Source organism: Pseudarthrobacter sp. KH_020_B (assembly GCF_057840185.1).
The window spans coordinates 4248603-4274385 of the sequence record NZ_CM174506.1 but is presented as its reverse complement, the minus strand read 5'-3'; the positions used below and the strand labels follow the sequence as shown (position 1 = coordinate 4274385).

Sequence of the window (25783 nt, the reverse complement as noted above, 5' to 3'; positions counted from 1 at the left end):
AGTGCTTCGAAGACGAAGCTGAGAAAGGAATAGCTATGCGCAAATCCACCCGTGGGCTAGGGGTTGTGGCTGTACTGGCCACCCTTGGCCTGGCACTGACTGGCTGCTCCGGCGGTGCCAGCGGCAGCAGTGCCGAAGGAAATTCCTCTGCTTGTATACCCAGCGGTGGCAAGGCCCCACGCGCTGGCGGCGAGAAGTACGTCGTCTACATGTCCGCGCTGAACATCGGGAACGCCTGGCAGGAGGAGGCGGCAAACCTCGGGAACGCCGTCGCACAAATGAGCCCCTACGATAGCTGCGTCGAAGTGCGCAAGGAGATGACCCAACCTGATCCGCAAGCGCAGATCTCTCAGGTCCAGTCAATGGTAGCTGCCGGTGCCGATGCCATCGTCACCTACCCGCTCTCGCCAACTGCAATCAACTCGGCCTACCGCGACGCATGCAGCCAAGGCGTGGCTGTCGTCTCCTACGACGCCACGGTCACCGAACCATGCGTCTACAACGTCTCCTACATCACCAGTGTCCCCACCGGCGCAACATCCCCCTTTATGGGGTACAACGCGGCGGAGACGCTGACCAAGTTGATGGGTGGAAAGGGAAACATCTTCGTTTCACACGGTGTTGTTGGAACGTCGACCGACAACGTCCACTACAACTCGGCCCAAGCCGCTCTGAAGAAGACCCCCAATGTGAAGATCCTCACCGAATATGAGGGCAAGTGGGACAGCGCACAACAGCAAAAGGAAACAGCCAAAGCGCTTGGCTCGTTCCCCAACGTCGATGGCATCTTCTGCGGTTACGGCGAGTCCGGGTGTGTTAAGGCTCTGACGGCTGCGGGCAAGAAGATCCCTGTAAGCGGTGAAACCTCCCAGTTCTTCCGCGAGCAGCTGCTCGCAGGCTGGCCGGGCGTCAGCATCGGTTCACCTCCCGCCCAGGGCGGCATCGCCATGAAGGTCGCCCTGGCGTTGCTGCTCAAGGGCACGGAGGGGATTCCGATGGACGTCGAGGTGCCGTACAACATTGTCACTTCCGAGAACGTGAAGGTGTGCGAACAGGACACGTACACGGAGGGATGCAATGTGTTCAAACCGGGCACTGTCGGTGACGAGGAAACAGCCGACATCTTCAACGTGATGTTGCCCGAGTCCTCCCTTAGTGCATCAAAGAGCGGGAACCCGTCAGCTGGCATGAAGGCCACGCCGTTCTCGGTGCAGGACCTCCAGAAGTACGAGCAGGCTGCCTCACGCCGTTACGTGACGCGTGAATCCTGCCCGGATGGCTGGCAGAAGTCCACACTGCCTGAAGGTGTTGAAGGCTGCGCCAAGGGCTGATTGCAGTCCACAAATGAGCCGGGGAGAGGGATGACCCTCTCCCCGGCTCATGCACTACTACAAGTCAACAATGCCGTGGAGAATCGGGAGAGAACATGACCGAAGAGCAAGTACATGTCGCAATGATGAACCTGCTGTGGCCGCGGCGTGGACTGAAGCGCCAACTCTTCTACGACTACTGGTCCGGTGCCCACACTCAGATCTCCTCGCGGCTGCCGGGCATCCACCAATACTTCCAGCACCAGCTGGATCCCGTTGCCGGCCTAACGTTCCCAAGGGTCTCCCATCTTGTCGAGAAGTCCGCACCATTCCCGGGCTTCTATGGCGATGCGGAGATCACCTTCGCTTCAGCGAAGCAGCTGGCATCCTTCGCCGGCGCGCTGGCCCCGTTGATGGAGGATGAACAAAACGTCTTCCAAAAGACCATCTCGTATCAGGCGACATGGTCGAACATCAGGACTGTGATCGACCGCACCGACGATGACTCACCCAACGGCGACCTTGGTGGCAACAAGAAGTACCTTCTCTACTTGCGACGAAACGAGAAGGAGGTCGAAGAGTTCCAGTCGGCGATCAAGACCGCCGCCAGCGTCCTGGCGGGAAGCCCCGACGTGTCAAAGGTCAGGTATCGTCTGCCCGAATATTACGACAACGACGCCGTCACGCTGTCAGCGCCGAACGTCTCCAACCACGAACCTGATCACACACAGATACACGCGTGTTTGGAGGTCGTCTTCGTCGATCCTGCAGCCTGCCGACGGTATGGGGCTTCCGAGGCGAGCAGGGAAGTAGCGGACATTCTCGGAAGTCACTGCCGCGACGTCTATCCGACCCGGGTTCTTCGGACTTACACCGTGTACAACCACGGCCGGATCACAGTGGCGGGATTGAGGACACCAAAGATGGCAGCCCAGATCGCAGCGCTGGGTGCCATCAACCAGACCGGGGAAGCGGTGAATCGCCTGCTGTTGGAGGCCCATCCCCAGACGAGTGCCCGCTCCTAAGATATTCAGCGAGAGAAATTCAGCGGGCTCGTTGCCGCAAACGTGTTCGTAGGTTCCACTCAAACGGGCTGCGTCGCAGCGCGCTCATGCAACGCGGCCACAGTGGCGGTATCGATGGAAGAGGCCGCAGGTATGCTCCGCTGGCTCTGAGTGGCTACAACTGCCGCCGGAATCAACGGCTTCGATGAAGTGCACGCTGGCGGTCGAACCATGCTGAAATCCTAGCAACAGTTACTCTGCCAACGCCTCTGAACGAAAGCCACGGTGGGCTGGGTGTGAGTTGTTACGCCGTGGCAAGCAGCTTGGTTTGGAAATGCCATGGAAAGCTGCCAGTCGAGGTCACTCTTGGGGCAGTGCCGAGTTGGCCATGGCGATGGCAGCATGCTCGTCGGCGCGTTTCGCGTGTCACCCTGAACCAGGCGGTGACCGGCGTCTCAAAGGCCGGTCCTGTCCGTTTGGCTAGTGTCCTGCGCCTGAAATTCGCTTCGTAATTATAGAATGGGGTATGGCGAACGTTGGACGGCCGAAGGCCCCGGTGGAACTGTCGGATGACGAGCGGGAGACGCTGTCCCGGTGGGCGCGCAGGGCGAAATCGTCCCAGGCGCTGGCCACGCGCTCGAGGATTGTGCTGGGCAGCGCCGAGGGTCTGAGCAATGTGGAGGTGGGCGCCCGGTGCGGAGTGGAACCTCATACTGTGGCGAAGTGGCGGCGCCGTTTTCTCGAGCGCCGGCTTGACGGGCTGGTCGATGATCCCAGGCCCGGTCGTCCTGCCAGCATCACGACCGATCAGGTCGAGGATGTCGTGGTTGCGACGCTGGAATCGACGCCGAAGAACGCCACGCACTGGTCGAGGGCGAAGATGGCCGAGCGGTCAGGTCTGTCAAAATCAACGATCGGGCGGATCTGGAAAGCGTTCGAACTCAAGCCCCACCGCGCCGACGGGTTCAAGCTTTCCAATGACCCTTTCTTCGTGGAGAAGGTCTACGACGTCGTGGGGCTTTACCTGAACCCGCCCGAATCCGCCGTGGTGCTCAGTGTCGATGAGTTATGCGAAGCTTCGCATAACTCATCTGATGTGAAGTCATCGGTTATGTGAAGCTTCTGGCGTTTGGGGTGGTGAGCGGGTTGAGAGGGGCTGACTTCTTCGCATAACAGGTGGATTCAGATCGTTTGGCGGAGCCAGGTCAGCAGATCCCGCCGGGCGGTCTGGTCGTAGTTGCTTGCTCCAAGGGTCTTCGCGGCGGCTGCTTCGATGGCTTGGCGTTTCATTTCCGGGCTGGCTTTGGCGTAGATCTCGGTGGTGATGACGGAGGCGTGGCCGAGGATGTCGCGGATGTAGATCAGGTTGACGCCGTTTTCCAGTAGATGCATAGCCTTCGAATGGCGCAGCACATGGGGCGAAACGGTCTCGGGCACGAGTTCGGGACGGTCTGCGTGCGCGGCGTGGGCGCATTTGGCGAGTATGTAAGCGGCGCCGGCACGTCCCAGCCGTTGATTTGCTCTGTTGGCAAACACCGGCCCGGACGGTTCTTGAGGCAGTGTGCCGACGTGCCGGGCAAGGATCGAGGCGGCCTGCGGTGTCAGTGGAACGACCCGGGTTTTATGGCCCTTTCCGGTGAGAATCGCGCTGGCGGGTTTGTCGAGACGGAGATCCGCAAGTGACAGGTCGCAGGCTTCTTGGACTCTGGCTGCAGTGTCGTAAAGGGTCGTCAGCAGCGCCAGGTCGCGCGGTCCGCGACGTTTGGCGTGCTCCAGCAGCAGCCCGATCGCTTCCACGGGCAGGTAATCGATGGGTGGCTCGGGAGTTTGGGCGGCTTTGAGGCTCAAGACTTGTTGGGCCTGCGCGATTTGCTCTGGGGCTTCGGTCTGAACGTATCGGAAGAACGATTTCAATGCTGCCAGGCGCTGGTTTGCGGTGGCGGTGGAGCAGTCCCTGTCGGTGCGCAGCCAACCGAGGAAGGCCGTCACGTTCTGCGTGGTGAAGTCCGTGAAGGAGACCCTGTCCGGCGAGGTCCCCAACCGGTCTTCCACGAACCGTAGGAACAGCGTGAACGCGTCCCGATAGGCGGAGATGGTGTTATTGGAGCAAGCCCTGGCGACGGGCAGGTGGACGGTGAGGAACCGGGCCAGCATGTCAGCGAAAGATCGAGCGGTAGCCATCTCACACCTCCTCGTTGGGGAATACGCCCGCGTAAGCGTCTTCCATGACCTGATCGATACTGCCCCAAGCCGACGGGTCGAGGCGCAGATAGTACTCTGCTGAGACAATGTCGGCGTGTCCCATGTAGGTCGCCAGCAAAGGCAGCGCTGCGTAAACGTCCACCCCGGAGGCCTGCATCTTCCCCAGGCAGGCCACCGCATACGAATGCCTCAGATCATGGGCACGCGGAGCACGACCCGAGGCGGTAAAGACGCCCGCCTGGAGCATCAACCCCTGAATGTGCGCCGTGACCGAGCCAGGGTTATAGCGCCCGCCTCGCGGGGAGGGGAAGAACCACGCTCCGCGATCTTCGGGGATGAGGCCGACAGCAACCACGTAGCGGCGGGCGCATACCGCCAAAGACTCGGACATCGGCACCAACCTGGTTCGGTTGTGCTTCGCTTTGTGAACGGTGATGACTGCATCGGCCAGGTCCACATCACGGATGCGCAGAGACAGCGCCTCGCCAATCCGCAGCCCGCAGCACCACAGCAACCGGACAAGCATCGCGTAGACCGGCTGGGTTTGCGGCCCGCACCGCGAAGCGGGACGGGCGTCGGCACAGGCGATGACCCGGGCCATCTCATCTGCCGTGAGGATCCTGGGAGTGAACGAGGTGGTTTGGCGTCTCCCCGACCGGGCCGGCAGCACCCATGCCTCGATTCCCTTCCAGCGCAGGAACAAGGCGAACTGACGGACAATACCCCGCCGACCCGCGACCGACCCAGAGGACTCTAAATCGCCCGGCCGGATGAACGCCTCGGCCGCGTCCTTGGTCAGCACCCGCTAGTCCCACCCGCGCCCGGCGAGGAATCTCGACAAGCGCCTGACGAGGTAGAGACGGCTTTTCGGATAGACGTATCCGAGGTTCCTCTTGTACTCGACAAACTCGCTGAACAACTCTGGGAACGCCCCGTCGGGAATGATCTCAACAGACATCGGGCACCTCCAACGCCAACGGGCGAAGGTCGGCGACGTTGACCCTGAGATATCTGCGAGTGGTATTCGCATCGGCATGGCCCAGCACAGCGCCGATCACCGGATAAGGAGTCCCAGCCTCGAGCATCCCGACCGCGGCAGAATGCCGCAACGAATGCAGGCCGCAGTGCCTGCCGGATGCCTGGACCCCAGCACCGTCGAAGCATCCGGCGACCACCTGGTGAAAGTGGTTGCCCGCCGCGGGCGGCTGAAGCGGCGCTCTTTGGCGCACTAGCAGATGCGGATCCTCGACCTGCGGGCGCTCGTTCTTCCAATAGTCAATGATCGCCAGCGCGCATTCATCCGGAAGCGGCAGGTCCAGCCGCCGGCCGCTCTTATGCTGAATCAAGGACAGCCGCCGGTTCGCCCAGTCGATCTGGTCGAACCGCAGTCCCTTGATGTCGCCCGATCGCATCCCAAGCACAGACGCGAGCAGCATCACCACCCTGTCTCGCAGCGGTGACTCGGACCGGTTCCCGGCCTCCGCCAACGCCCCAGCGACCTCGCCCCACCGGTAGACCGAAGGCAGGACAGCGTCCTTGTCCGTGACGATGACCGGGAACATGGCGCCCAGAGCAGGATCAGCGCCATGCTGTCGCACTGCGAATCGCAGATACTCACGCAGGAAATACAGTTGGCCCGCGCGGCTGGAAGCGGCCCCCGACGCCAGCGAGCGAGCATAGTTGGAAACGTCCAGGGCTCTGAGCCTTGCCATCTCTTGCACCCCCGAGCCGGCCAGGAACGCCAAGAACCGGCGCAGCATCCCGGTCTTAGTTCGAAGGGTCGCCTCGGCCAGCCCACGTCCGCTCAGCCACGCGGAATACACCTCGTACTCCGCTGTGAAAACCTCGGGTACCTGAATCCTCCCGCGCCCCGCGCGCAACACGAACCGGCCGGTCTCGGCCACGTCGAAAAGGCAGCCCACAGCCCGGCGCTGAAACACCTGCCACTGCCCAACGCCATCCGCTCCGGAAGTCGTACAGAACTGGGCAGCCGTCTCCCGATCCGGGTCTTCAATTCCATGCCCGGTGCAATACTCCCCGAAATGATCCCAAACCCGCTGGTATACGGCACAAGAGCCATGAGAGTAGCCGGCCTGCACCATGAACGCGGCCGCTTCCGCCGCCAATTCGCTGACGTCAGACATCAACGATCAACCTCCTTGATTGAACAACATGACCAATCAAGGACACCTCGGTTATGTGAAGAAGTCAGCCCCTCTCAAGCCGCTCACCACCCCAAACGCCAGAAGCTTCACATAACCGATGACTTCACATCAGATGAGAAGTCGCAGGTCCAGGCGCTGGCCCGGTCCCAGCCGGCCTTCCCCATGATGCCCGGCATGCCGGAGAAGCGGACCCACGACTACGTCCGGCACGGGACAACGACCTTGTTCGCGGCGCTGAACACCGCCGACGGTTCCGTGATCTCCAGCCTGCACCGCAAGCACCGCGCAATCGAATTCAGGAAGTTCCTCGCCAAGATCGACGCCGAGGTCCCCGAAGGCCTTGACGTGCACCTGATCTGCGACAACTACCAGACTCACAAGACCCCAGTCGTGAAGACATGGCTGCAGAACCACCCGCGTTTCCACATGCATTTCACGCCGACGTACTCCTCCTGGCTGAACCAGGTCGAGCGGTTCTTCGGCTTCGTCACCGAGGACCTCCTGCGCCGCAGCGATCACCGCAGCGTCCAAGCGCTCGAAGCCGACATCCGCAAATGGGTCAGCGAATGGAACACCAACCCCACACCCTTCACCTGGACCAAAACCGCAGAACAGATCCTCGAATCAATCGGCCGACTTCTGAACCGAATTTCAGGCGCAGGACACTAGATGGCTCTTGCGTTAATGACGTCTTCAATGTTCAGGGCAGTTGTGATGTGTGTGAGGGAAGCGATGTTGGTGAGCTGAAGTCCGAGGAGCTCTTCAATGCGCCGGCGCCGTTGATCGACAGTGTTTTTATGAATGAACAACTGTTCGGCGGTGGCCTTGGCATTGAGGTCATTCGTGATGAGGGCAGAAAGGGTGGGCAGCAGAGCGGTGCCTTGAGCGCTGTCGTAAGCCCGCAGCGGCCCCAAGGCCCGCTCGCAGTAATGTTCGAGGCGTGTGGTGTCTGGTATCTGGAGAAAAAGGCCCGCCATTCCCAGATCGGAAAGGATAAGCGTTCGAGTGGGGAGACCGCGGAGCCCGGCGAGTTCGACGGCCCCCCGGGCCACGGCAAATGTTTCGGGATAGTTGGCGGGGTCGCTGACGGGCCCCGTGATAACGGTGGTGGCCGACCGCGCAGCGGCGCTGCTGCCGGCAAAGCTACGGCGGATGTCTTCGCTTACTTCCCTGGCGCTTTCCAGTGGCTCTTCCTCGAGGGGCCAGAGGGCTACCACATAGCCCTCGTGCATTCCGAGCAGAGGTTTGGGATTGGCGTTCTCACTGAGCCGCATGAACGTCGAGGCGAGCCGGTACTGTGGAGGCCCATCATTGTCGCTTTCGTACCGGGCGACGATGACGGCGTGTGGGTGAGACAGGTCATGTCCGAGGCTTGCCGCTTGATGAATGAGGGCAGTCGATCCCCGGACTGCTCCGCTCAGCAGTCCGGAGAGGATTTCGCCGGAATGCCGCCACGCGGCTTCGGCGGCGGTCCGGGTCCTGAGCAGCTCCAGGGCCATGACGGTCGCGGCGTGCTCTATCGTGCGGCGATCAAGGGGCGCTAACGACTCCAGCCGTCCAGTGGTCCAGATCCAGGCGACAATCTCATCTTTGATCATGACTGGTGCGCGGAGGACGGGGGCGGGGTGCCCGTTGTCGGACAGCACTTGGGTTTGTGCAAGCTTGGGAAATTTCGCCCCTTTAGCCGCTGGTTCGGCGTGTTGGTAGTTCGATTCCCGGGTCAGAAGTTCAGGGAGAACGTCGCGGTCGGACGTTGAATTGCACAGGAGCGCACCATTTCCGCCTCTTACAGTTACTGGGCGTGATAGGAGCTCCGCCAAGGCGGTCGACACGGCTGGAACGCCACCTCCTTCCAAGGCGAGGGCAGTGAGGCGTTCATGAACCTCGGCTCCTTGGCGTTGAAGATCGTATTGTTCCTCGAGTGTTGCATTGGTGACATTCAAATGCTCGATGATCCGGGCCTGGTCGGACTTCAGTCTGGCGGTCGTGATGGCAATGGCAGCCTGGTCGGCCAGCATGCTCAGAAGGGATTCTTCTTCTTTGGAAAAGCCGTGTGCAATTTTTGTATAGCAGTTCAGTGTTCCGAGAGTTTCGCTTGCCGTGTTCAGCGGCACGGCGATCATGGAGATGAAGCCCTGATCTTCGGCTACTCCACCCCACGGGCCGAACGAAGCGTTGGTTCGCGTGTCGGCCACTTGGACCGCGATGCCGCGCGAGAAAGCCTGACTAGAGGGGGCGGGGTTTGAAACGCCATGAAGCCGGATGGGGTGGGTGGCGTTGACATATTTGATGTAGTCCTCAGAGAGACCGAACGAGCCCTTGATCACCAACGCCCGGTTTTCGGGGTCAGGAAGTGTGATGGCGCAAAAGTCGTAGGCCATCAGCCTGCACGCGGTCTCAGCGATCACTTTAAGCAAGGCATCAAGTGAAACACCCTGATTAACCGCGGAACCAATAACGGCCACTGAGTGCAACCACCCCTGTAGCTGCTCTGCCATCCGATCCGATCTCACTTTCACCCTTCAAGTTTTTATGTTTCCGTGTACATGTTGCCAGCATGTCACTCCCAACACTTAGTGATGGCGGTCACTGGAGGCGCCGGCGGCAAGAGAGTTGATCATTATTGTGCTTTACCCCTCGTTCGCCCATCAATCCGCGGACATCGACACCCTGCTGGCCGCGTTGAGCGCTGTGGCTTTGCCCTCCACTCACTAGATCACACGCAGATGTCGGGTCAGCGATGCCAATGGCGACACGGTAGGGTTGCGGGCCGCCATTGGCAGGCGGGCAAGGTCTGTTTTGGAAAGGTCAGGCGTGCCACGGCCGCGCAATACGGCCGTTGATGGGCTGACGGAAAAGGCTCCGGGCTGTCACTGAAAGCGAAGCCCGGAGCCTTGTTCACCCGTGTTGCTACTGTTCGGTCAGCGGCAAGGGTTCGTTGTCGGAGTTCAGGTGCTCGACCGTGGTGAACACAATTTCGTTCTCGCCCACGTTTTCGATGTCGTGGAGCAGAAACTCGCCAGGTCCGAAGTGGAAGTGGCGGGTTTCGCCTGGCAGGTACGACACTTCACGGGTGGTTCCATCGAAGGTGTGCTGGCGGCTTCGTCCTGCGTTGACGGCGGTCCAGAAGTAATCCAGCACATGCCTGTGTGCGTGCCAGCGCTCTCCCGGAGCGAGCCTGATCTCCCACACACGGACGCGGTCGTTTTCGCTCAGAAGCTTCGAGCCGACGGCGCCGTCGAAGACGTATTTTTCGAATTCGCGGCGAAGTTCTTCAGACCAGCCTTCAAAGTTGGTTCCGATAAGGTCACCGGCAAGGGGCAGATCGGAGAGAAATCGCGTATCGTTCATGCGCTCAGCACCACTTTCAGGGCGTCGGTATCAGCTGCGTTCTTGAAGATGTCGTAGCCCTTCTCCATGTCTGAGAGCTTCAGACGGTGAGTGATCAGGGAGGTCGGGTCAAAGGTTCCGGCTGCAATGGCCTTCATCAGGGCAGGCACGCTCAATGCCGACGGGATGCCGGTGGTGAGGGTGATCTGCTTAGCCCAAAGGGTCTCCAGATGCAGGGTGGCCGGTTCTTCGTGGACACCTATGTTGGCGATGTGACCGCCGGGACGTACCAGCGATACTGCCAGCTCGAAGGGCTTGGGGAACCCGGCGGCTTCGATGGTGACATCTGCACCAAGACCGCCCGTCAACTGAGCAACCAGGTCATGGACTTCCTCGGGGCCGACGGCGTGTGTGGCACCCATCTGCAGGGCCTTAAGCCGGCGGTTTTCGACGAGATCAACCACCACGATGTTGGCAGGGGAGTACAGCTGTGCGGTCAGGACAGTGGAAAGTCCGACCGGACCGGCACCGACGATGACAATGGTGTCGCCAGGCTTCACTTCTCCGCGCAGGACGCCGACTTCGTAACCGGTGGCCAGAATGTCGGTCAGGAAGATGACCTGTTCATCGCTGAGCTCGTCCGGGATCTTGTACACACTGTTCTGCGCGAACGGGATGCGTCCATATTCGGCCTGGAGGCCGTCAACGAAGTGACCGAGCGCCCAGCCACCAGACGTCAGGCACTGACCGTACATGCCCACATTGCAGAAACGGCAAAAACCACATGCTGAGACACAGGTAGCCAACACACGGTCTCCAGGTTTGACGTTGTGAACTGCCGAACCGACTTCTTCAACGATGCCTACGCCTTCGTGGCCCAAGACCGTCCCGAACGGGGTGTCGGGCACTCCGCCCTTGAGGATGTGGGTGTCCGAGCCGCAAATGGTGGTAGCTGTGACCTTCAGGATGAGGTCCGTGTCGTCCTGGAGCTTCGGGTCCGGGTGGTTGCGCCACTCGATCTGTCCGGGTCCGTCATAAACGAGAGCCTTCATGGCTTTCCTTTCAGGGTTGTGATGTGAGCCCGTGTCGCGCCCATGCGACGCGGGCGTGGGGTTATTACTGTCCGGGGCCGTAGAGGCCGAAACGGAGGTCGGGGTCGCCTGGGATCCAGGAGTTTTCGAACTGGGAGCGTGCGCCCATTCGGGTCACGCGGTCGATCAGATTGTTGCCGACCTGGAGCTGTCCGGGTTCCCATTTGGCTAGGGCAGTGAGGATGCTGTCGCTCTCGCCCAGGGCGGCGGCCAGCGCCCAAGCGTCCGCCGCTGCCTTGGCGGCGGCGGCTGCAGCGTGCGGGCGGGCGGCAAATGCAGCATCGCCAATCAGTGCAACCCGACCCTCGACCATTCGGGGGGTACGTACATCAAGTACAGGCTGAATGTAGGGTTCTGCGGTGAGGTTGACGAGTTCGGCGGCTGCCGGAGCCAGCAGTTCGGTTGCTGTGGCTTTCATTTCTGTGATGAAACGATCCTGCACCTGGCCGGGGTGAACCGAGACAGGGCCGGTGAATCCGCGCTTGTCGGTCAGGATCTCGTCGAGTTCAGGGCCTTCGGCAACGTTCCGATACCAGACGTAGTTGAGGAGGCGCTTGCCCACTTCAAAGCCGTTGTCCGGGCCGGGGATCGGGTACATGCAGATTTGCGTGCTCGGGCCCAATGAGTAGGTCAGCGAGCTTCCGAGCAGCTCCGCCGTTTCAGGGGAGACGTCGCTTTCCAGAACGGTACCGCGCCAACCGATGTAGCCGGAGTATGACAGTCCGGCTTCGGGGTACAGGCGCTTGCGTCCCACGGAGGTGATGCCGTCGGAAAAGACGACCAAATCGGCACGTTCGGTCCGTCCGCTGACGAAGCGGACGTCGACACCGTCAGCGTCCTGGTGGAATCCGACGGCGAATTCGCCCAAAACGTAGTTCTCCCGGCCAAAGTCCGAAAGCAGGGAGCTGTACATCACGCTCCAGGAGCTGTAACGCCACTCGGCCTTCTCCTCGAAGATGACCTTGTTCTCTTCCCCGAGGTACCGGATGAACTGCGTGGACGTGCTCATGTCCCCAAGAGTGATCGTGCTTCGTTCCCGGAACCACCGCAGGGTGTCAGGCTGAAGAACAATGCCGCCTCCACGGTTACCCAGCTCGATGGGTGTCCGTTCGAAGATCGTGACATCGAATCCTTGTTCCCGCAGCAGCAAGCCCGCGGTAAGTCCGCCAATGGACCCCCCGAGGACCAAAGCCCGCTTGCCGGTATGGGTAGTCATCTAGATAGCTCCTTTGCCAATTTGTTGCGTCATCAGTGACCGCAATCACTACGTCAAGTGTGCTCGGCACAACATCTCAAACAAAGGTGTCGCCGACCATAAATGCGGCTGACTCTGTGTCTTGAAGCACATTGGAACGCCATGCGTGGTGGGGGATAACCGACCAAACGAAATCCAAGGTCTGTGCTGGCGTTGATGCGGGCATGAAGTCATAACGAGCACAAGGAGGGCCGGCCGCGGGGAGCATTTATTCCCCCGGCCGGCCCTCCTCATTGCGCGTATCTATGCCAGGCTTCCTTCTTTTTCAAGACGCTGGGAGTCTGTCGGGGGCCTTGCTTCTGGGGATGAAGCGCTGGCGGATTTCGCCGAGGCCTTCGATCGAGCTGACCAGTTCATCGCCAGGGACAAGGCACTGCTGGGGGGAACGGCCAAAACCTACCCCATCGGGCATCCCGGTGAAGATAAGGTCCCCTGGATAGAGCTCGACACTTGAGGACAGGTGGTGGATCAGCTGCCCCACAGGGAAACTGTGGGGACTGAGGGCAAGCGTTGACATCGAGCCACCCGACAGAAAAAGGAGAGACGCCGTTGTTGCCAGTCTCCCCGTTACCTTTTGCGTGGGTAGGTTTTGAGTACCGTTTTCTACACCTCCTTGCCTCTGAACAGCTCCGACATCATTTTCGCCGGCTACAGCAGCTTGGCCACACATCGAGACGCCGACGGAACCTGGCGTGTAGGCGATGGGTTCTTCACGGATCTCGACTACGCGGAGAACTTCCGTTATCAACGCAACCCCTCTCCCCTCGCGCCATTCGACGCGCGCACCGCGGATGTGGGGATTCAATGCGGAGAGTGTCTTGCATCCTTGTCTCCCAGTGGACGTAAAGGTCAAGGGTAATCAACAGCGTTGCGAGACAGGTCGCCGATAACACACGAACAAGCGCATTCGAGAGGGTCCTTGCCGCCTGCTCAGCTGAGTCGCAACACTGCGGCACCAAATCTCGCTGGATACCGCGCCGGTGGCGTCCTCTGCGGCCCTGCGAATCTGGACTGAGGTAGTCACGGCCCGCCTAGTTTGCCATGCCCGTGATGTCCACGACCACACGGCCGCGGATGGTTCCGGTGAGGATTTTATGGCTCAGCTCGGGGAGCTGCTCCCAGCCTGCATCCACCGCAACCGCACGCAGGTCATCGGCGCTGAAGAGGTGGTCGAGCTCTGCCCAGGCCTCGCGGCGCAGCTCCGGGGAAGCATTAACCGAGTCGACGCCGAGGAGTGAGACGTTGCGCAGGATGAACGGCATCACCGTCGCCGGCAACCCAACTCCACCGGCGAGCCCGCACGCCGCGACGGCACCCGAGTACTTGACCTGGCTCAGCACATTGGCGAGGGTCGCGCCGCCCACGCTGTCGATGCATCCGATCCAGCGCTGCTTGCCGAGCGCCGAGGTCTCGGCAGACAGGCTGTCGCGCGGTATGACCTCGGCCGCTCCCAACGCCTTGAGGTATCGTTTCTCTGCTTCCTTGCCCGTGGATGCGTGGACCTCGTATCCGAGACGGGACAGGGCGCCGACAGCGAAGCTACCCACACCGCCGGTCGCCCCGGTGACCAGCACGGGGCCCGATCCGGGCTCGATGCCGGCGGCGCGCAGGCGCAGGATGCAGAGCATGGCCGTCAGACCGGCTGTGCCGACGGCCATCGCACCCCACGTGCCGAGTCGCACTGGGGCCTTGACGACGGATCCGGCCTCGATCCGCTGGTATCCGGAGAAACCGCCCGGCCGGGTCTCGGAGAGGTTCGCCCCGGTGAGCACGACCTCGTCGCCGGCGGCGAATCCGCCGCCCGCCTCGACGACCGTACCGGACAGGTCGATGCCGCACGTCAAGGGAAAGGTCCGGACGACGCCGGGCTTGCCTGTCATGGCGAGTCCGTCCTTGTAGTTGAGCGACGAGTGCGTCACGCGCACCGTGAGGTCACCTTCGGGCAGATCTGCCTCAGTCAGGGTGACTAACTCCGCCGCCTGTTTCGGTGCAGCCACCTGGTAGGCGTGGTAGGTCAGATTATTCATTATTCTCCTCGGGAGTTGACAGGGGTGTCGTTGTGGCACTCTTCGTACAGGTGTCTGTGGGGCTCTGACAGTAGAAGGAGTCGCCGGCACGCTGGAAGCCGACCGTCCCAGGCGGTCGAGGTGGTGATGACAAGCGCGTCAACCTCCTGGGGGAATCGAGCCCCTGGTCGAAGCCGGGGTGGCTGGTCCCCGCCCACTCTTCCTGTTGGCACCGGCCCAAATCAGCCGCTCCTCGCGCCAGCAGGTCGAAACTGTCTTCCAGCAGTTCCTAGGGGACCAGCGCCGACTGTGATTCCAACCCCATTGAATTGGCCGTTGACGTGATCCAAGTCATATCGTATGCTCGGTAGCATCCGAATCAGACCATACTACAAGGACTGTCCAGAAGGGTCCAATGGCGGATCAGTCAGGAGAAGTCCGCGGGCGTTCTCACCTTCCCGCAGTGGTCGGCAGATGGTATTCGGCCGCGGATCGGCGTGCAGAATTCCCTGACCGGCTCCGGGGTGGCAGAGCCGGGACGACGAGTGCCCCGCAGCCGGGTTGGGGCCTCCAACAGACGGATACCGTGCCGTAAGGCAAGCAGTGCCTTCGACTCGCTCCCACTCGCCGCGCAGAAGGAGACCCCCAAGACCCCTAAACCCATTGCTGTTGGCGCCCGCTAAGCAGGAGGTTTGAAAGCCCTGATCAGGACGCTGCGCTACCTTGTCCGGGCATTAGCCGGAACCATTCCCGGGAACTGCCCGGACACCGAACCGAGAGAAAGGGTAATCAAATGCCCCACGTTGCCACTAGCCCGAAGGCCCATTCGCCGTTGCCCGCTGCGTTCGCGTCGGTGATGGGCTGGTCCTTTGACCTGTTTGACCTGTTTTTGTTGCTGTATGTCGCAGGGCCGGTTGGCCGGCAGATTTTTCCGGCCGAGAGCGAGACGTTCAGTCTCGCCCTGGTTTTTGCTTCGTTTGCGGTCAGCATCATTATGCGTCCGGGCGGGGCGGCGGTCTTCGGTGAGCTGGCTGACCGTATTGGCCGGAAGAAGATCATGGTGACCGTACTCGCCGGTGTGGGCCTTTCGACTGCCGCGATGGGTCTGGTCCCGACGTACGCGGCGATCGGGGCCGCGGCACCCATCATCTTCCTGATCCTGAGGGTCATCCAGGGACTTTTTGTCGGCGGCGTGACCGCCACGACACACACGCTTGGGACAGAGAGCGTCCCGGAACGCTGGCGGGGCCTGATGAGCGGGCTCATCGGTGGTGGCGGGGCCGGGATCGGTGCGGCCATGGCCAGTGTCACGTTCATTGTGGTCGGCCAGTTCTATCCGGGAGCCGCTTTCGACGAGTGGGGCTGGCGCGTCATGTTCTTCACCGGACTGCTGGGGGCACTGCTCAGCCTGTTTGTGCTCACCAAGGTCGAGGAGTCCCCGATGTGGTTGGAGGCGCAGGAAGCGGCCAAGGCAGCCAGGGCCTCAGGACCGGCAGCGCCTGTGCAGAAGATGCGGATCAAGGATCTGCTGACAGGCAAGTACCGCACCATCACCCTCCTCAACATCGCCCTCGCGGCCGGTGCCGGGGCCCAGTACTACCTGACCTCTGGCTTCCTTCCGACCCTGCTCGGACCCGTCGTGGCCGTGCCGACAGTCGAACGCGGCTGGATTCTGCTTGTCGCGAGCCTTGTTGTGGTTATTTCGGCTACAGCCACTGGTGAGCTGAGCCAACGGTTCGGCCGGCGCAAGACCATGCTCATCATCGGGGGCATCAATGTCGTCGCACTTCCGCTGTTCACCCTGGCCATAGCCGGCACGAAGCCCTCTGAGACCGGAACGATCCTGATGCTGAGCTGTTTGCTGGCATTCTTCGCCAACGCTGCGTACGCGCCCTTGATGGTCTTCCTGAACGAACGCTACCCGACCGCCATCAGGTCACGGGGGACGGCCATCACCTGGAACACCGGCTTCATGCTCGGCGGCCTGCTGCCGACCTTCGTCAATCTGCTCAGCCCGACCGTCGGTGACGTCCCGGGCAAACTGGCGATCTTCCTCGTTGCCTCCACGGCTGTCTTCATCGGTGTGGTCCTGATCAGCCCCGAAACCCGCGGTGCCCTGGCGGAGTCGGAGCCAACTGACGGACCCGCCGTCGTTCACGACGAAGCTTCTCAGAATATGCCCCCGTCTTGAAAGCCAGTTGATCACCACCCAGATTCGCCAGAGCATCGACCATGTCTTCGGTGAGGATCAGGTCGTTTTGGAGGCCCAGCAGGTCGCGATCGACGCCAATCCGGACTATGAGTTCTACAACCTCAACATTGATGCCGGCGGCATGTGGGTCCGGCGACTGATCGAACGCCAGTTGGAGGCAGAAGGACGCCTCGTGCCGACCGCCTAGGACGTCGTGCATATGTCATCACAGGAAGCTCAGGCAGGTAAGAAAACATGGCATCAACGAACAATGAGGTCTGGCAGGTGGGGACCGTCGTAGAGACCCAGCATATCGCCACCGATATTCAACGGATCATACTAGAGCCGTCCCGGCCAAAGAAGGCCGATCCTGGTTCGCATTTAGACGTGATGGTCACCATCGGCGGAGAAGAGCGCAAGCGATCCTATTCCGTCGTGGAATCCGAGCCGAACGGCCAACGATTAGCTATAAGCGTCCTTAAGGCTCCGCAGTCGCGCGGTGGCTCCCTCTTTATGCACGACCTGAAAGTTGGTGACTCCCTCGAGATCACGCAGCCGCTGCAGAACTTCCCGCTGCGGGTCGGTGCCAGGCACTACTTGTTACTTGCAGGCGGCATCGGAGTCACGGCCATCGTGAACATGGCGCGGGTGCTGAAAAACCTGAAGGCGAATTACACGTTCGTTTATGCCGGCCGCAACCGCGAGGCTATGGCGTACCTGTCAGACCTGCAGGAACTTCATGGTGAGAACCTGGTGGTCCATGTGGATGACGAGGGGACATCGCTCAGGGTCGAGGAGCTGGTCGACAGCGCGCACATGGATACGGAACTGTATATGTGCGGGCCGATCCGGCTGATGGACGTCGTCCGGCGAGCGTGGATCGAGCGCGAGCTGAACTTTACCAACCTGCGCTACGAAACTTTCGGCAACAGCGGCTGGTATGACCCGGAGGAGTTCCTCGTCCGGATCCCCGGGCTGGGTGTCGAGACCAAGGTCGGCAAGGACCAGTCAATGCTAGAAGCCTTGGAAGCGGCGGGCGTTGAAATGATGTCCGACTGCCGCAAGGGGGAGTGCGGGCTCTGTGAGGTCAAGATAGTTGAGCTCGATGGAGCCATTGACCACCGCGATGTCTTTTACAGTGAACGCCAGCAGCAGGCCACGAAGAAAATATGCTGTTGCGTTTCCCGTGCGATTCCTCCGAAATCAGGTGCGAGCGCTTCAATTGGCGGCCTGGCAGTCGTTACCATCAGCGTGTCCTAGGACTGGTATCAACAAATCGGGCCGGGCAGTCAGGCCGGGCAGTGCCTGTATATAGCGACTGATGATGGCGGATCCAGTGAGAGCTGTAGTTGATTACACAGATGACAGAGCTCTGGAGGGCAGTCGCGCTGTTCGGCACGGCGGATAAGCCGGCGCTGCTGGCGGGCATGGCACTGGTGAACACAGCCTTGGTGGCTCTCGCGGGCGTGCTGGAACTTTGGAGGCACCGGGCCGTTTGTTAGTGGGTGTTGGTCTGCGCGTCCTCGATGACGTCATACAAGGCAGTCCGGTGGTCTACCTTCTGCAGCTCGTCGAGCCTTGCGCGCGTGGAGAGAAAGGCGGGATCCTCATGCCAAGCCGCCCAGTCCCGCTGGCTTCTCCAGGTCCCGATGATGACCCGAGTGTCGCGTGCGTCAGCAGGGGAGAGCAACTGACCGGAGATCCACCCCTCCTTGTCGTGGGCTGATCTGAAGCGTTCTCGGATCAGTTGGTCCCACTCTTCCGCTGAGTCCGAATGGAGCTGCATGGTGCTGACGACGGTAATCATGGAACCTCCTCGAAGGATCGGCTATCCGAGTGCAGTGTGGACAGGTTCTCAGGTTAGATGCTGGCCGTCAACGGGATGGTGCTGCTGCACTCCCAGGTCGGATGGCACGGCCATCACAAAAGCGCCCAGCGCAGCGCGATAAACTCGGCCGCGGAGCTGAGCGGTCTCCTCGTGGTGCCGGCGTTGGTCGAGTCGATCGGGCTGGAGAGCCCAGGCTCAGCTCGCCGAGAACCCCGAGTCCGTAGAGGCTGACACCCAGTGTCTGCAGTGGAAAGCCAGGAATGGCTACCGGGCAGGGTTGGGTTACGTGCTCAGCAGGCCCTCCGTGCATCCTCTGGGCTGGCCCGCATGGATCATCGAGGCAGCAACAGCAGATACCCCTGCGGATGAAAGTAACCCACCCTAGTTCCCACGACAATTGACCAGAACCCGTTGAGGGCGCAGGACAAACCAAGGCTGTTTGCGACAGGAAGACTCCAAGGAGTTCGTGCACCCTTCGTGGCCTCACTCCACTGAGGCATTTCAGTACTCCATACGGCTTGAAGACCCCTCAATTGACCGTTCTGACCGCTACCTTGACGTAATCCGCTGTCGGGGCTGGAACTCATGAGCTAGACACGTTTTGGGGTTGCCTGAAAATCGTGGACAGTTGATCAGGCGGCGTGTGCCAACTGAGATTTATTTGTGGTGAGGAATCGTTCGTGTTCACGGGTGTGGTGTAGCCCAGGGCTGAGTGCAGCCGGGCACGGTTATAGAACTCCTCGATCCAGCGCCTGTTGCCTGGATCGCTGCCTGCCTGGTTGCCCGGCGGCGCCGGTCATAGAACTCGGTCTTCAGGGTGGACCAGAACGATTCCTGCATCGCCTTGATGGGGTCGCGCTGATTGGCTTAGGAGGACGTTCCCACGTCGGTTCTGCCTCGGCCTCTTAGCCGCTAGTCCTGACATTTGAAGACCCTCTTCCGGTGGAACAGGGCCGTCCCTACTGGCTCGTCTCGAATTACACTTCGCCAGGGCTGGGCCGCTCTTAGGGCGTTCCCCAGCTAACGGCCCCGCCAGGGCAGGTACGCTTTAGGCAGCGTCCTCGGCCAACACTTCGTCTCGCAGCGGAGGCCTGCACGACAGGCCTTGAGGGGGAGCCCGGGTTGATGGGTAAAAATGGAGGAAGACAGCACCCGTGATCATGCTCTTACAGCCGCGGTTCGATGCCTGCGCCGCTGCGGGAGGTTTTGGACTGACGGCACGACATTTACGAGGTTAGCGACCACTAACTGGAGTATCCACCTCTACCAGCCAGCAGTCTTTGCTATCGAAACGGAAGGCGGTTCTAAGGTGGAGCATATGACACCCCTTCCAGCTCCGGGCGGCATTAAGGGCGACGCCACTGCCGATACCACCGCTGTCCTTCTCGCCGCGGGTGCCGGCACGAGGCTGGGGCGCGGCCCGAAGGCGCTGCTGCCGTTCCGGGGCCGCACCCTCGTTGAAGTACTGGCAGACGTCCTGCTCGACGGCGGCTGCCGCGAAGTCGTGGTAATACTCGGGGCCGGGGCGGAGTGGGTACGGAAAGTCCCTGGACTGCAGCCGCACAGTTTGGTGGAGAACCCCGACTGGCAGACCGGCATGGGCAGCTCGTTCAAATTGGGGCTTACCACCGCGCGGCCTCAGGACCATGTGCTCGTGGCACTTGTGGACCAGCCGGGGCTCACACCGGAAACCGTGGGCTTGCTGCTGAAGGCACACACGCCCGGCCGCGTCACGGCCGCCGCGTACCGGAACGACTCCTATTCTGAAGGCTTGGGTTCTGGAGGCACGGGTGCTGAGGGTGGCCCAGGGAACGTGCGGCGCGGTCATCCCCTGCTGCTGGATGCAACGCTGCGTGCCAAAGCCGCGGCGTCCGCAACAGGCGACGCCGGTGCCCGGTTTTTCCTGCAGGCGCACCCGGAGCTGATCGACCTGGTGGATTGCACCCCGGCTTCGGGTTCAGGCCAGTCCGGCGGGGAAGACCTCGACACCCCGGACCAGCTGCACCTGCTTGGCTAGTGCACCTGCTTGGCTAGGACGGCGCTGAACAATGTGGGTGGGTTGAGGCGCGCCTGCTGGACTTCGGGTCGTGGTCGTTAAGACTGGGTACATGCAAGGTATTGAGGCGGCCCAGCGCGGGTATTTGGATGTGGAGGCACTGGCCGGGGAGTTGTTGGCTCCGGGCGGTGCCTACGCTTTTTTGGCGGAGCATCGGGGCCGGCTGTTTCCGGATTCGATGATGGAGGACCTGTTTCCCTCCCGGCGGGGCCGGCCCTCGATCCCGGCCTCGGTGATCGGCACGGTCCTGGTCCTGCAGGCCCTGGAAGGCTTGTCGGACCGGGCGGCCGCGGAGGCGTTGACGTACGATCTGCGCTGGAAGGCCGCCTGCGGGTACGGGCTGACGGAGGCCGCGTTCCACCCCACCGCCCTGGTCCATTGGCGCAACCGGCTGCGGACCAGCGAGAACCCGCACCGGATCATGGAGGCTGTCGCCCAGGTCATTACCGCCACCGGGGTCCTGGCCGGGCGGCACCGCCGGGCGGTGGACTCGACGGTCTTCCAGGACGCGGTGGCCCGCCAGGACACCATCACCCAGCTCATTGCCGTGATCCGGCGCTTCGGCAAGGCCATGGAGCACGGCGCGACACTCATGGCCGTCCACGCGACCTCCTATGACTACACGCGGGTGGGGAAGCCGGATATCGCCTGGGATGACAAGGAAGCAAAAGACGAACTGATTTCCGGGCTGGTCACTGACGCGCTGGCGCTGCTGGCCGCGGTGGACCCCGCCACCCTGGATGACAGGTCCCCGGAGTATCAGGCGTACGTGCTGCTGGCGCTGGTGGCGGGGCAGGACGTGGAGCCGGCCGAGGGCTCCGACGGCACCGACGGGAGGTGGCGGATCGCCCGGAAGGTCGCCCCGGACCGGATCGTTTCCACGGTGGACACCGAGGCCCGGCACGCGCACAAGTCCCGCTCGGTGATGATGGACGGCTTCAAGGGCCACATCGTCGCGGAGCCGGAGACCGGGCTGTACACCTCCGCGGTGATGACCCGGGCCGCCGGGCCCGGCTCCAGTGACGCGGACGCCGGAATCGTCCTGCTCGGCACGGACCCGACCATGAAAGACGACGCCGTGGACTACCAGGTGCTCGGGGACTCGGCCTACGGTTCCGGTCCCATGCTCGAGACCCTCGATACGGCCGGGCACCAGGGCCTGGTCAAGCCCAAGCCGTTGCGCCCGGCCGTGCCAGGCGGGTACGACCTGGACGACTTCACCCACGACGAAGCAAAGAACACGCTCAGCTGCCCGGCCGGGGAGGTCCGCACGATCAGCCCCCGGGGCAACGTGAACTTCGGCACCGCCTGCAAGGCGTGCCCGCTGCGGGATCAATGCACGAAGGCCAAGGGCGGGCGGAAAGTCGTTATCACCGTCCACCACGCCCGCCAGCGCGCCCACCGCGCCGCCGCCCGCCAGGAAGCATTCAGGCACGACTACCGGGCCTACCGGCCCCTGGTGGAAAGATCCATCGGCTGGCTGGTCGCCGGAGGCAACCGGCGCCTGCGATACCGGGGCGTGGAAAAGAACAACGCCTGGCTGCAGGTCCGCACAGCCGCACTGAACCTTCGGCGACTGCTGAAACTAGGCCTCACCGGCGAAAACGGGGCCTGGGCCCTGGGATAGCACCCAAAATGGGGGGCCGCCCCGGCCCCCGGCCCCGATCCGCGCCGACGGGAGCTATGGACGGCCCGGCAAGGCCCGCAAAATTCATGACCGGAATTCCGGCGCCCGGAATCGATGCCCCCAACGAGCCGCCCAAGGCCCCGGAACGAGTCCAAAAGCGAAACCTGCCGCTCCGAATTGTCCCTTGTTCAGCGCCGTCCTAGTTGCACCTGCTTGGCTAGTGCACCTGCTTGACTAGAGCAGCTGCTTTGCCGAGCTCCGAGGTCTCGGAAGACAGGCTGTCGCTCGGTATGACCTCGGTCGCTCCCAGGTTACTTCCTTGCCCGTGGATGAGTGGACCTCGTATCCGAGACGGGACAGGGCCCCGACGACGAAACTGCGTCGACTGTTATTTTTCAACGCCGCATGAATTGACCGGGGACGTGATTCACTTCATTACCATATGTCAATAACGTCCGAACCAGACCGTGCATACGGACTGTCTAGAAGAATCCTGTCAGCTATCAAGTAAAGAGTCTGCGGGGCGTCCTCACCTTCCCGGAGTGGCTGGTAGATGGTATCGGCCGCGGCTCGGCCTGCCGAATTCCATGGCCACCTCTGGCTGCAAGAGCTGGGACGACGAGTGCTCCGCAGCCAGGCTCGGGCCCTCGAGCAGCCCGGCGCGGCGATGCACGCAATGTCTTCCACTCGTCCGAACTCGCAGCGCAGAGGGAGACCCCAAGACCCCTATACCCATTGCCTTGGCGCCCGCTGATCGGGAGATTTGAAGCCTTCATCAGGACGCTGCGCTACCTTGTCCGGGCATTAGCCGGAACCATTCCCGGGAACTGCCCGGACACCGAACCGAGAGAAAGGGTAATCAAATGCCCCACGTTGCCACTAACCCGAAGGCCCATTCGCCATTGCCCGCTGCGTTCGCGTCGGTGATGGGCTGGTCCTTTGACCTGTTTGACCTGTTTCTGTTGCTGTATGTCGCAGGGCCGATCGGCCGGCAGATATTTCCGGCCGAGAGCGAAACACTCAGCCTTGCCCTGGTCTTTGCCTCGTTTGCGGTCAGCATCCTGCTGCGCCCCGGCGGGGCGGCACTCTTCGGGGAACTGGCCGACCGTATCGGCCGTAAGAAGATCATGGTCACCGTACTCGCCGGCGTCGGACTCTCAACAGCGGCAATGGGACTCGTCCCGACGTACGCCGCCATCGGTGTCGGGGCACCCATCATCTTCCTCATCCTGAGGGTCGTGCAGGGCCTTTTCGTCGGCGGCGTGACAGCCACGACGCACACGCTCGGCACAGAGAGCGTGCCTGAACGCTGGCGCGGCCTGATGAGGCTCGAAAATAGCTGGAACCTCCAAATTTCAAATGTGGCTCTACCCGTCCGCCAAGTGTGGCAGGCAACCCACGCCTTGCTTTGAAAAGGAGGTTCCAGCCCCCTGGACCACACTTCCTCGTCCTTCTGGCAGAGACCATCAGCGCCGGGGACAGGGTCCGGAGCGCCCCATCCCCAGCACATCACAAGCCGTCCATCCCAGCTGGGCGATCCGGATCAGACCCGGCGATAATGGCCTTCAGACGGACCGGGCGCCCCTTCGAACGCCAGCCTCCTCCTGCCTCATATCGCCTAGTCCAGCAGCACCAGGCTTTACAGGCCGAGGAGTTTCTGCGGAGCACCGTTGGCACGCTTCATCGTGAAGACCCGCGGACAGCGGGAGCCCATCTCGATCCGCTTATATCTGCCGCTGCTGTCGAAAAGGTGCCCGGGTCTGTGGACCTTGCTACAGGGCCGGACACTGGTGGTTGGCGGCGACAACAGCGGTTCATCCGCCGGCGCCTCCAGCAAGGGCGGTGCTGCCGGCAACCAGTTTCGCGGCTTCCCTAAAAAGGAACCTTCTCGGAGCGCTCCTGGGCGTTTGGCTGATACCGGCTCTGCCGGCCATGGATCGGCGTGGACATAGAGGTGAGTCGGCGGCCGCTGCCTCCCCAGGCAGACGCAACAATTTCAGCGGCGATGGACACTGCTGTTTCTTCCGGGGTTCGGGCACCCAGATCCAGTCCAATGGGTGAGGAAAGTCTTGCCAGGGCGTGCTCTTCGACACCGGCCTCCCGCAAACGGACCATGCGGTCCTCGTGCGTCCGCCGGCTACCCATGGCTCCAATGTAGGCGGCATCGGTCTGCAATGCGGCCTCTAGCAACGGAACGTCGAATTTCGGGTCGTGGGTCAGAACGCAGATGACGGTCCGGGCGTCAACGACGGCGTTTGCCAGGAATTTGTGCGGCCACTGCACAACAATCTCATCGGCTTCCGGGAAGCGCCGCGGTGTCGCGAACACCGGGCGCGCGTCACACAGGGTGACTCGGTAACCGAGGAACTTGCCCATGCGTACTACCGCTGCTGCGAAATCTATGGCACCAAACACAAACATCCGGGGCGGAGGTGTGAAGGAGGCAACGAACACGGCCACGTCGTCAACTCTCTGTTCGCCGTCTTGTCCGAGGTGTAGGGTCCCCGTCCGGCCAGCTTCCAAAAAACCACGCGCTTGGATAGAGACGCCCAGGTCCAGGCCTGTCGATCCAAGGGACCCTGAAACGAAATCACTTCCGATCAGCAGATGGCGGCCGATGTTTGAGCTGCCTCCGGTGACTGTGGCCACGCTGAGAGCCTGACAATCCTCAACTGCCTGGGCTACGCGAAGAAATTCAGGAAAAGTCTCCCTGGTGACCGGCTCGATAAAGACTTCTATGGTTCCGCCGCACGTAAGCCCTGCAGCAAAAGCGTCACCGTCTGCGACGCCGTAAACCACCGAAACCGGCTCGCCCGTCGCCAGGACCTGCTTCCCGAGTTCGTATACAGCACCTTCTACGCACCCGCCGGAAATGCTTCCGACGGCTTCCCCCGACGTTGACACTGCCATGGCAGCGCCAGGTGGCCGCGGTGAGGACTCCCAGGTCCGGGTCACCGTCGCCAGGGCGAAAGCAGTTCCATCCTCGAACCAGGACTGCAGCTGGCCAACAATGTCCCTCATGAGCAGTGAATTCCAGGATCATGTCTGTTTTCCATCTTCAAACCGCCTATCGGTATTGGTAATTCAAGCTCATGGATGCGGGCGTTCGGCGCTCATTAGTCCGAGCCACGCTTGGGCCGTCCTTTTCCCATCACTGTTCCAAACCCCGGCGATGCTAACTTTCGTGCTCAAGTTCGAACTCTTCCCAGAACTTCAGCGCTGCGTGCTCGAGCGCGAGCCCAAGGCGCAACGGGACCATCCGATGTGCTACGTCCTCCCGGCCACTGAACCGTTCCTGCATGGCGGTGTATGTCCTGATTCGGTCATGGTGCTGGACAATTTGTTCCTTCGCGAGTAGCAGAAGATCTTCAGGGTGCGCCAGTTCACCGAAGAACAGTTTCATCTGCGCGATGTCCCTGACCTGCATCTGCTCACCGGTGGGCTCTGCGAGCCAGACACGCAGTTCACGCGTTCCCTCATCAGTGATTGAGTACGTCTGGCGCCGGCGCCCGTCAGCCTCGGTTGAGACAGTCAGCAGCCCGGCTTTGACGAGGCTCTTTGGCTCGGAGTAAAGCTGTGCGTGTGGGAATGGCCAAAAGTACCCAACCGAATGCCCGATGGCGCGCTTCAGGTCATACGAGGTGCTGGGTCCTCGCACGGCGACCATCCCGAGAATTACGTATGAGGTTGGGGTCAGCTTAGCCATTGACATGCTATC

At 61.7% G+C, this 25783-nt stretch carries 22 protein-coding genes and 3 pseudogenes; 11 read left to right on the top strand and 14 right to left on the bottom strand.

Annotation, left to right across the window (positions count from 1 at the left end; translation table 11 throughout):
• Window positions 1–35 precede the first annotated feature (35 nt).
• From AC3IT0_RS20010 to AC3IT0_RS20000, 3 genes are all read left to right on the top strand, one after another.
• A complete protein-coding gene (locus tag AC3IT0_RS20010) occupies window positions 36–1331 on the top strand; it encodes a substrate-binding domain-containing protein (RefSeq protein ID WP_489321394.1) in 1296 nt (431 codons plus the stop codon).
• Between the two features lie 95 nt (window positions 1332–1426).
• Window positions 1427–2335 carry an EthD domain-containing protein gene (locus AC3IT0_RS20005; RefSeq protein ID WP_489321393.1) on the top strand — a complete coding sequence of 303 codons (909 nt, stop codon included), beginning with the start codon at window positions 1427–1429 and terminating at the stop codon, window positions 2333–2335.
• A 505-nt stretch (window positions 2336–2840) separates the two neighbouring features.
• Window positions 2841–3431, top strand: a complete 591-nt coding sequence (locus AC3IT0_RS20000; protein ID WP_489321392.1) for an IS630 family transposase — start codon at window positions 2841–2843, stop codon at window positions 3429–3431.
• Window positions 3432–3496: 65 nt separating this feature from the next.
• Here AC3IT0_RS20000 and AC3IT0_RS19995 read toward each other — a convergent pair whose 3' ends face one another.
• From AC3IT0_RS19995 to AC3IT0_RS19980, 4 genes are read right to left on the bottom strand one after another with little or no spacing between them, the layout of a single operon-like run.
• Complete coding sequence (locus tag AC3IT0_RS19995; RefSeq protein WP_489321391.1) at window positions 3497–4468, bottom strand: tyrosine-type recombinase/integrase; 972 nt, start codon at window positions 4466–4468, stop codon at window positions 3497–3499.
• Between the two features lie 28 nt (window positions 4469–4496).
• Window positions 4497–5318 (bottom strand): tyrosine-type recombinase/integrase, encoded by an 822-nt coding sequence (locus tag AC3IT0_RS19990; RefSeq protein WP_489321390.1) that lies wholly within the window; start codon window positions 5316–5318, stop codon window positions 4497–4499.
• Between the two features lie 3 nt (window positions 5319–5321).
• Window positions 5322–5474: a hypothetical protein gene (locus AC3IT0_RS19985; protein WP_489321389.1), complete on the bottom strand. Its 153-nt coding sequence runs from the start codon at window positions 5472–5474 to the stop codon at window positions 5322–5324.
• A complete protein-coding gene (locus AC3IT0_RS19980; RefSeq protein ID WP_489321388.1) occupies window positions 5464–6660 on the bottom strand; it encodes a tyrosine-type recombinase/integrase in 1197 nt (398 codons plus the stop codon). Before AC3IT0_RS19980 ends, AC3IT0_RS19985 begins: the two co-directional genes overlap by 11 nt.
• A 132-nt stretch (window positions 6661–6792) precedes the next feature.
• On the opposite strand from AC3IT0_RS19980, the pseudogene AC3IT0_RS19975 reads away from it, so the two are divergent.
• Window positions 6793–7350: pseudogene (locus AC3IT0_RS19975) on the top strand (IS630 family transposase); the annotation flags it as partial.
• Here AC3IT0_RS19975 and AC3IT0_RS19970 read toward each other — a convergent pair.
• The 6 genes from AC3IT0_RS19970 to AC3IT0_RS19945 all read right to left on the bottom strand — a co-directional run bounded on the left by AC3IT0_RS19970 (window position 7347) and on the right by AC3IT0_RS19945 (window position 14384).
• Entirely contained in the window at window positions 7347–9146 is a 1800-nt protein-coding gene (locus tag AC3IT0_RS19970; RefSeq protein ID WP_489321387.1) for a helix-turn-helix domain-containing protein, read from the bottom strand. The pseudogene AC3IT0_RS19975 and the gene AC3IT0_RS19970 overlap by 4 nt on opposite strands.
• A gap of 445 nt (window positions 9147–9591) precedes the next feature.
• Window positions 9592–10032 carry a cupin domain-containing protein gene (locus AC3IT0_RS19965; RefSeq protein ID WP_489321386.1) on the bottom strand — a complete coding sequence of 147 codons (441 nt, stop codon included), beginning with the start codon at window positions 10030–10032 and terminating at the stop codon, window positions 9592–9594.
• On the bottom strand, window positions 10029–11063 hold the full coding sequence (locus tag AC3IT0_RS19960; RefSeq protein WP_489321385.1) for an alcohol dehydrogenase catalytic domain-containing protein: 1035 nt from the start codon (window positions 11061–11063) through the stop codon (window positions 10029–10031). The genes AC3IT0_RS19965 and AC3IT0_RS19960 overlap by 4 nt, the downstream gene beginning before the upstream one ends.
• Window positions 11064–11127: 64 nt before the next feature.
• Window positions 11128–12318 (bottom strand): FAD binding domain-containing protein, encoded by a 1191-nt coding sequence (locus AC3IT0_RS19955; protein WP_489321384.1) that lies wholly within the window; start codon window positions 12316–12318, stop codon window positions 11128–11130.
• Window positions 12319–12622: 304 nt separating this feature from the next.
• Entirely contained in the window at window positions 12623–12874 is a 252-nt protein-coding gene (locus tag AC3IT0_RS19950; protein WP_489321383.1) for a fumarylacetoacetate hydrolase family protein, read from the bottom strand.
• A gap of 514 nt (window positions 12875–13388) precedes the next feature.
• Window positions 13389–14384, bottom strand: a complete 996-nt coding sequence (locus AC3IT0_RS19945; protein ID WP_489321382.1) for an MDR family oxidoreductase — start codon at window positions 14382–14384, stop codon at window positions 13389–13391.
• A gap of 772 nt (window positions 14385–15156) precedes the next feature.
• On the opposite strand from AC3IT0_RS19945, the gene AC3IT0_RS19940 reads away from it, so the two are divergent.
• The 4 genes and pseudogenes from AC3IT0_RS19940 to AC3IT0_RS19925 all read left to right on the top strand — a co-directional run bounded on the left by AC3IT0_RS19940 (window position 15157) and on the right by AC3IT0_RS19925 (window position 18056).
• On the top strand, window positions 15157–16554 hold the full coding sequence (locus AC3IT0_RS19940; RefSeq protein WP_489321381.1) for an MFS transporter: 1398 nt from the start codon (window positions 15157–15159) through the stop codon (window positions 16552–16554).
• Window positions 16547–16762 (top strand): annotated as a pseudogene (locus AC3IT0_RS19935) (aromatic ring-hydroxylating dioxygenase subunit alpha); the annotation flags it as partial. The gene AC3IT0_RS19940 and the pseudogene AC3IT0_RS19935, both read left to right, overlap by 8 nt.
• Window positions 16763–16809: 47 nt before the next feature.
• A complete protein-coding gene (locus AC3IT0_RS19930) occupies window positions 16810–17814 on the top strand; it encodes a PDR/VanB family oxidoreductase (RefSeq protein ID WP_489321380.1) in 1005 nt (334 codons plus the stop codon).
• Between the two features lie 101 nt (window positions 17815–17915).
• Complete coding sequence (locus AC3IT0_RS19925; protein WP_489321379.1) at window positions 17916–18056, top strand: hypothetical protein; 141 nt, start codon at window positions 17916–17918, stop codon at window positions 18054–18056.
• Here the strand turns inward: AC3IT0_RS19925 and AC3IT0_RS19920 are convergent.
• Together AC3IT0_RS19920 and AC3IT0_RS19915 are read right to left on the bottom strand one after the other, a co-directional pair.
• Window positions 18053–18361, bottom strand: coding sequence for an antibiotic biosynthesis monooxygenase family protein (locus tag AC3IT0_RS19920; RefSeq protein WP_489321378.1), 309 nt, complete (start codon window positions 18359–18361; stop codon window positions 18053–18055). The two genes, AC3IT0_RS19925 and AC3IT0_RS19920, sit on opposite strands and share 4 nt — an antisense overlap.
• A gap of 706 nt (window positions 18362–19067) precedes the next feature.
• Window positions 19068–19225: pseudogene (locus AC3IT0_RS19915) on the bottom strand (integrase core domain-containing protein); the annotation flags it as partial.
• Window positions 19226–19700: 475 nt separating this feature from the next.
• Between AC3IT0_RS19915 and nboR the strand changes: the two are divergent.
• From nboR to AC3IT0_RS19900, 3 genes are all read left to right on the top strand, one after another.
• On the top strand, window positions 19701–20399 hold the full coding sequence (gene nboR / locus AC3IT0_RS19910; protein ID WP_489321377.1) for a nicotine blue oxidoreductase: 699 nt from the start codon (window positions 19701–19703) through the stop codon (window positions 20397–20399).
• A 91-nt stretch (window positions 20400–20490) separates the two neighbouring features.
• Window positions 20491–22065 carry an IS1182 family transposase gene (locus AC3IT0_RS19905; protein ID WP_489319853.1) on the top strand — a complete coding sequence of 525 codons (1575 nt, stop codon included), beginning with the start codon at window positions 20491–20493 and terminating at the stop codon, window positions 22063–22065.
• An 863-nt stretch (window positions 22066–22928) separates the two neighbouring features.
• The gene (locus AC3IT0_RS19900) at window positions 22929–23477 is read left to right on the top strand and encodes an MFS transporter (RefSeq protein WP_489321376.1); all 549 of its coding nucleotides are present in this window, start codon (window positions 22929–22931) and stop codon (window positions 23475–23477) included.
• A 460-nt stretch (window positions 23478–23937) separates the two neighbouring features.
• On the opposite strand, the gene AC3IT0_RS19895 is transcribed toward AC3IT0_RS19900, so the two are convergent.
• The gene (locus AC3IT0_RS19895) at window positions 23938–25086 is read right to left on the bottom strand and encodes an XdhC family protein (protein WP_489321375.1); all 1149 of its coding nucleotides are present in this window, start codon (window positions 25084–25086) and stop codon (window positions 23938–23940) included.
• A 154-nt stretch (window positions 25087–25240) separates the two neighbouring features.
• A complete protein-coding gene (locus AC3IT0_RS19890) occupies window positions 25241–25777 on the bottom strand; it encodes a PadR family transcriptional regulator (RefSeq protein ID WP_489321374.1) in 537 nt (178 codons plus the stop codon).
• Between the last annotated feature and the right edge of the window lie 6 nt (window positions 25778–25783).

Coding starts and splice junctions, on each gene's coding strand:
- AC3IT0_RS20010 (WP_489321394.1), top strand. CDS start 36: ATGCGCAAATCCACCCGTGGGCTAGGGGTTGTGGCTGTACTGGCCACC.
- AC3IT0_RS20005 (WP_489321393.1), top strand. CDS start 1,427: ATGACCGAAGAGCAAGTACATGTCGCAATGATGAACCTGCTGTGGCCG.
- AC3IT0_RS20000 (WP_489321392.1), top strand. CDS start 2,841: ATGGCGAACGTTGGACGGCCGAAGGCCCCGGTGGAACTGTCGGATGAC.
- AC3IT0_RS19995 (WP_489321391.1), bottom strand. CDS start 4,468: ATGCTGGCCCGGTTCCTCACCGTCCACCTGCCCGTCGCCAGGGCTTGC.
- AC3IT0_RS19985 (WP_489321389.1), bottom strand. CDS start 5,474: ATGTCTGTTGAGATCATTCCCGACGGGGCGTTCCCAGAGTTGTTCAGC.
- AC3IT0_RS19980 (WP_489321388.1), bottom strand. CDS start 6,660: ATGTCTGACGTCAGCGAATTGGCGGCGGAAGCGGCCGCGTTCATGGTG.
- AC3IT0_RS19965 (WP_489321386.1), bottom strand. CDS start 10,032: ATGAACGATACGCGATTTCTCTCCGATCTGCCCCTTGCCGGTGACCTT.
- AC3IT0_RS19960 (WP_489321385.1), bottom strand. CDS start 11,063: ATGAAGGCTCTCGTTTATGACGGACCCGGACAGATCGAGTGGCGCAAC.
- AC3IT0_RS19955 (WP_489321384.1), bottom strand. CDS start 12,318: ATGACTACCCATACCGGCAAGCGGGCTTTGGTCCTCGGGGGGTCCATT.
- AC3IT0_RS19950 (WP_489321383.1), bottom strand. CDS start 12,874: ATGTCAACGCTTGCCCTCAGTCCCCACAGTTTCCCTGTGGGGCAGCTG.
- AC3IT0_RS19945 (WP_489321382.1), bottom strand. CDS start 14,384: ATGAATAATCTGACCTACCACGCCTACCAGGTGGCTGCACCGAAACAG.
- AC3IT0_RS19940 (WP_489321381.1), top strand. CDS start 15,157: ATGCCCCACGTTGCCACTAGCCCGAAGGCCCATTCGCCGTTGCCCGCT.
- AC3IT0_RS19930 (WP_489321380.1), top strand. CDS start 16,810: ATGGCATCAACGAACAATGAGGTCTGGCAGGTGGGGACCGTCGTAGAG.
- AC3IT0_RS19925 (WP_489321379.1), top strand. CDS start 17,916: ATGACAGAGCTCTGGAGGGCAGTCGCGCTGTTCGGCACGGCGGATAAG.
- AC3IT0_RS19920 (WP_489321378.1), bottom strand. CDS start 18,361: ATGATTACCGTCGTCAGCACCATGCAGCTCCATTCGGACTCAGCGGAA.
- nboR (WP_489321377.1), top strand. CDS start 19,701: ATGACACCCCTTCCAGCTCCGGGCGGCATTAAGGGCGACGCCACTGCC.
- AC3IT0_RS19905 (WP_489319853.1), top strand. CDS start 20,491: ATGCAAGGTATTGAGGCGGCCCAGCGCGGGTATTTGGATGTGGAGGCA.
- AC3IT0_RS19900 (WP_489321376.1), top strand. CDS start 22,929: ATGCCCCACGTTGCCACTAACCCGAAGGCCCATTCGCCATTGCCCGCT.
- AC3IT0_RS19895 (WP_489321375.1), bottom strand. CDS start 25,086: ATGAGGGACATTGTTGGCCAGCTGCAGTCCTGGTTCGAGGATGGAACT.
- AC3IT0_RS19890 (WP_489321374.1), bottom strand. CDS start 25,777: ATGTCAATGGCTAAGCTGACCCCAACCTCATACGTAATTCTCGGGATG.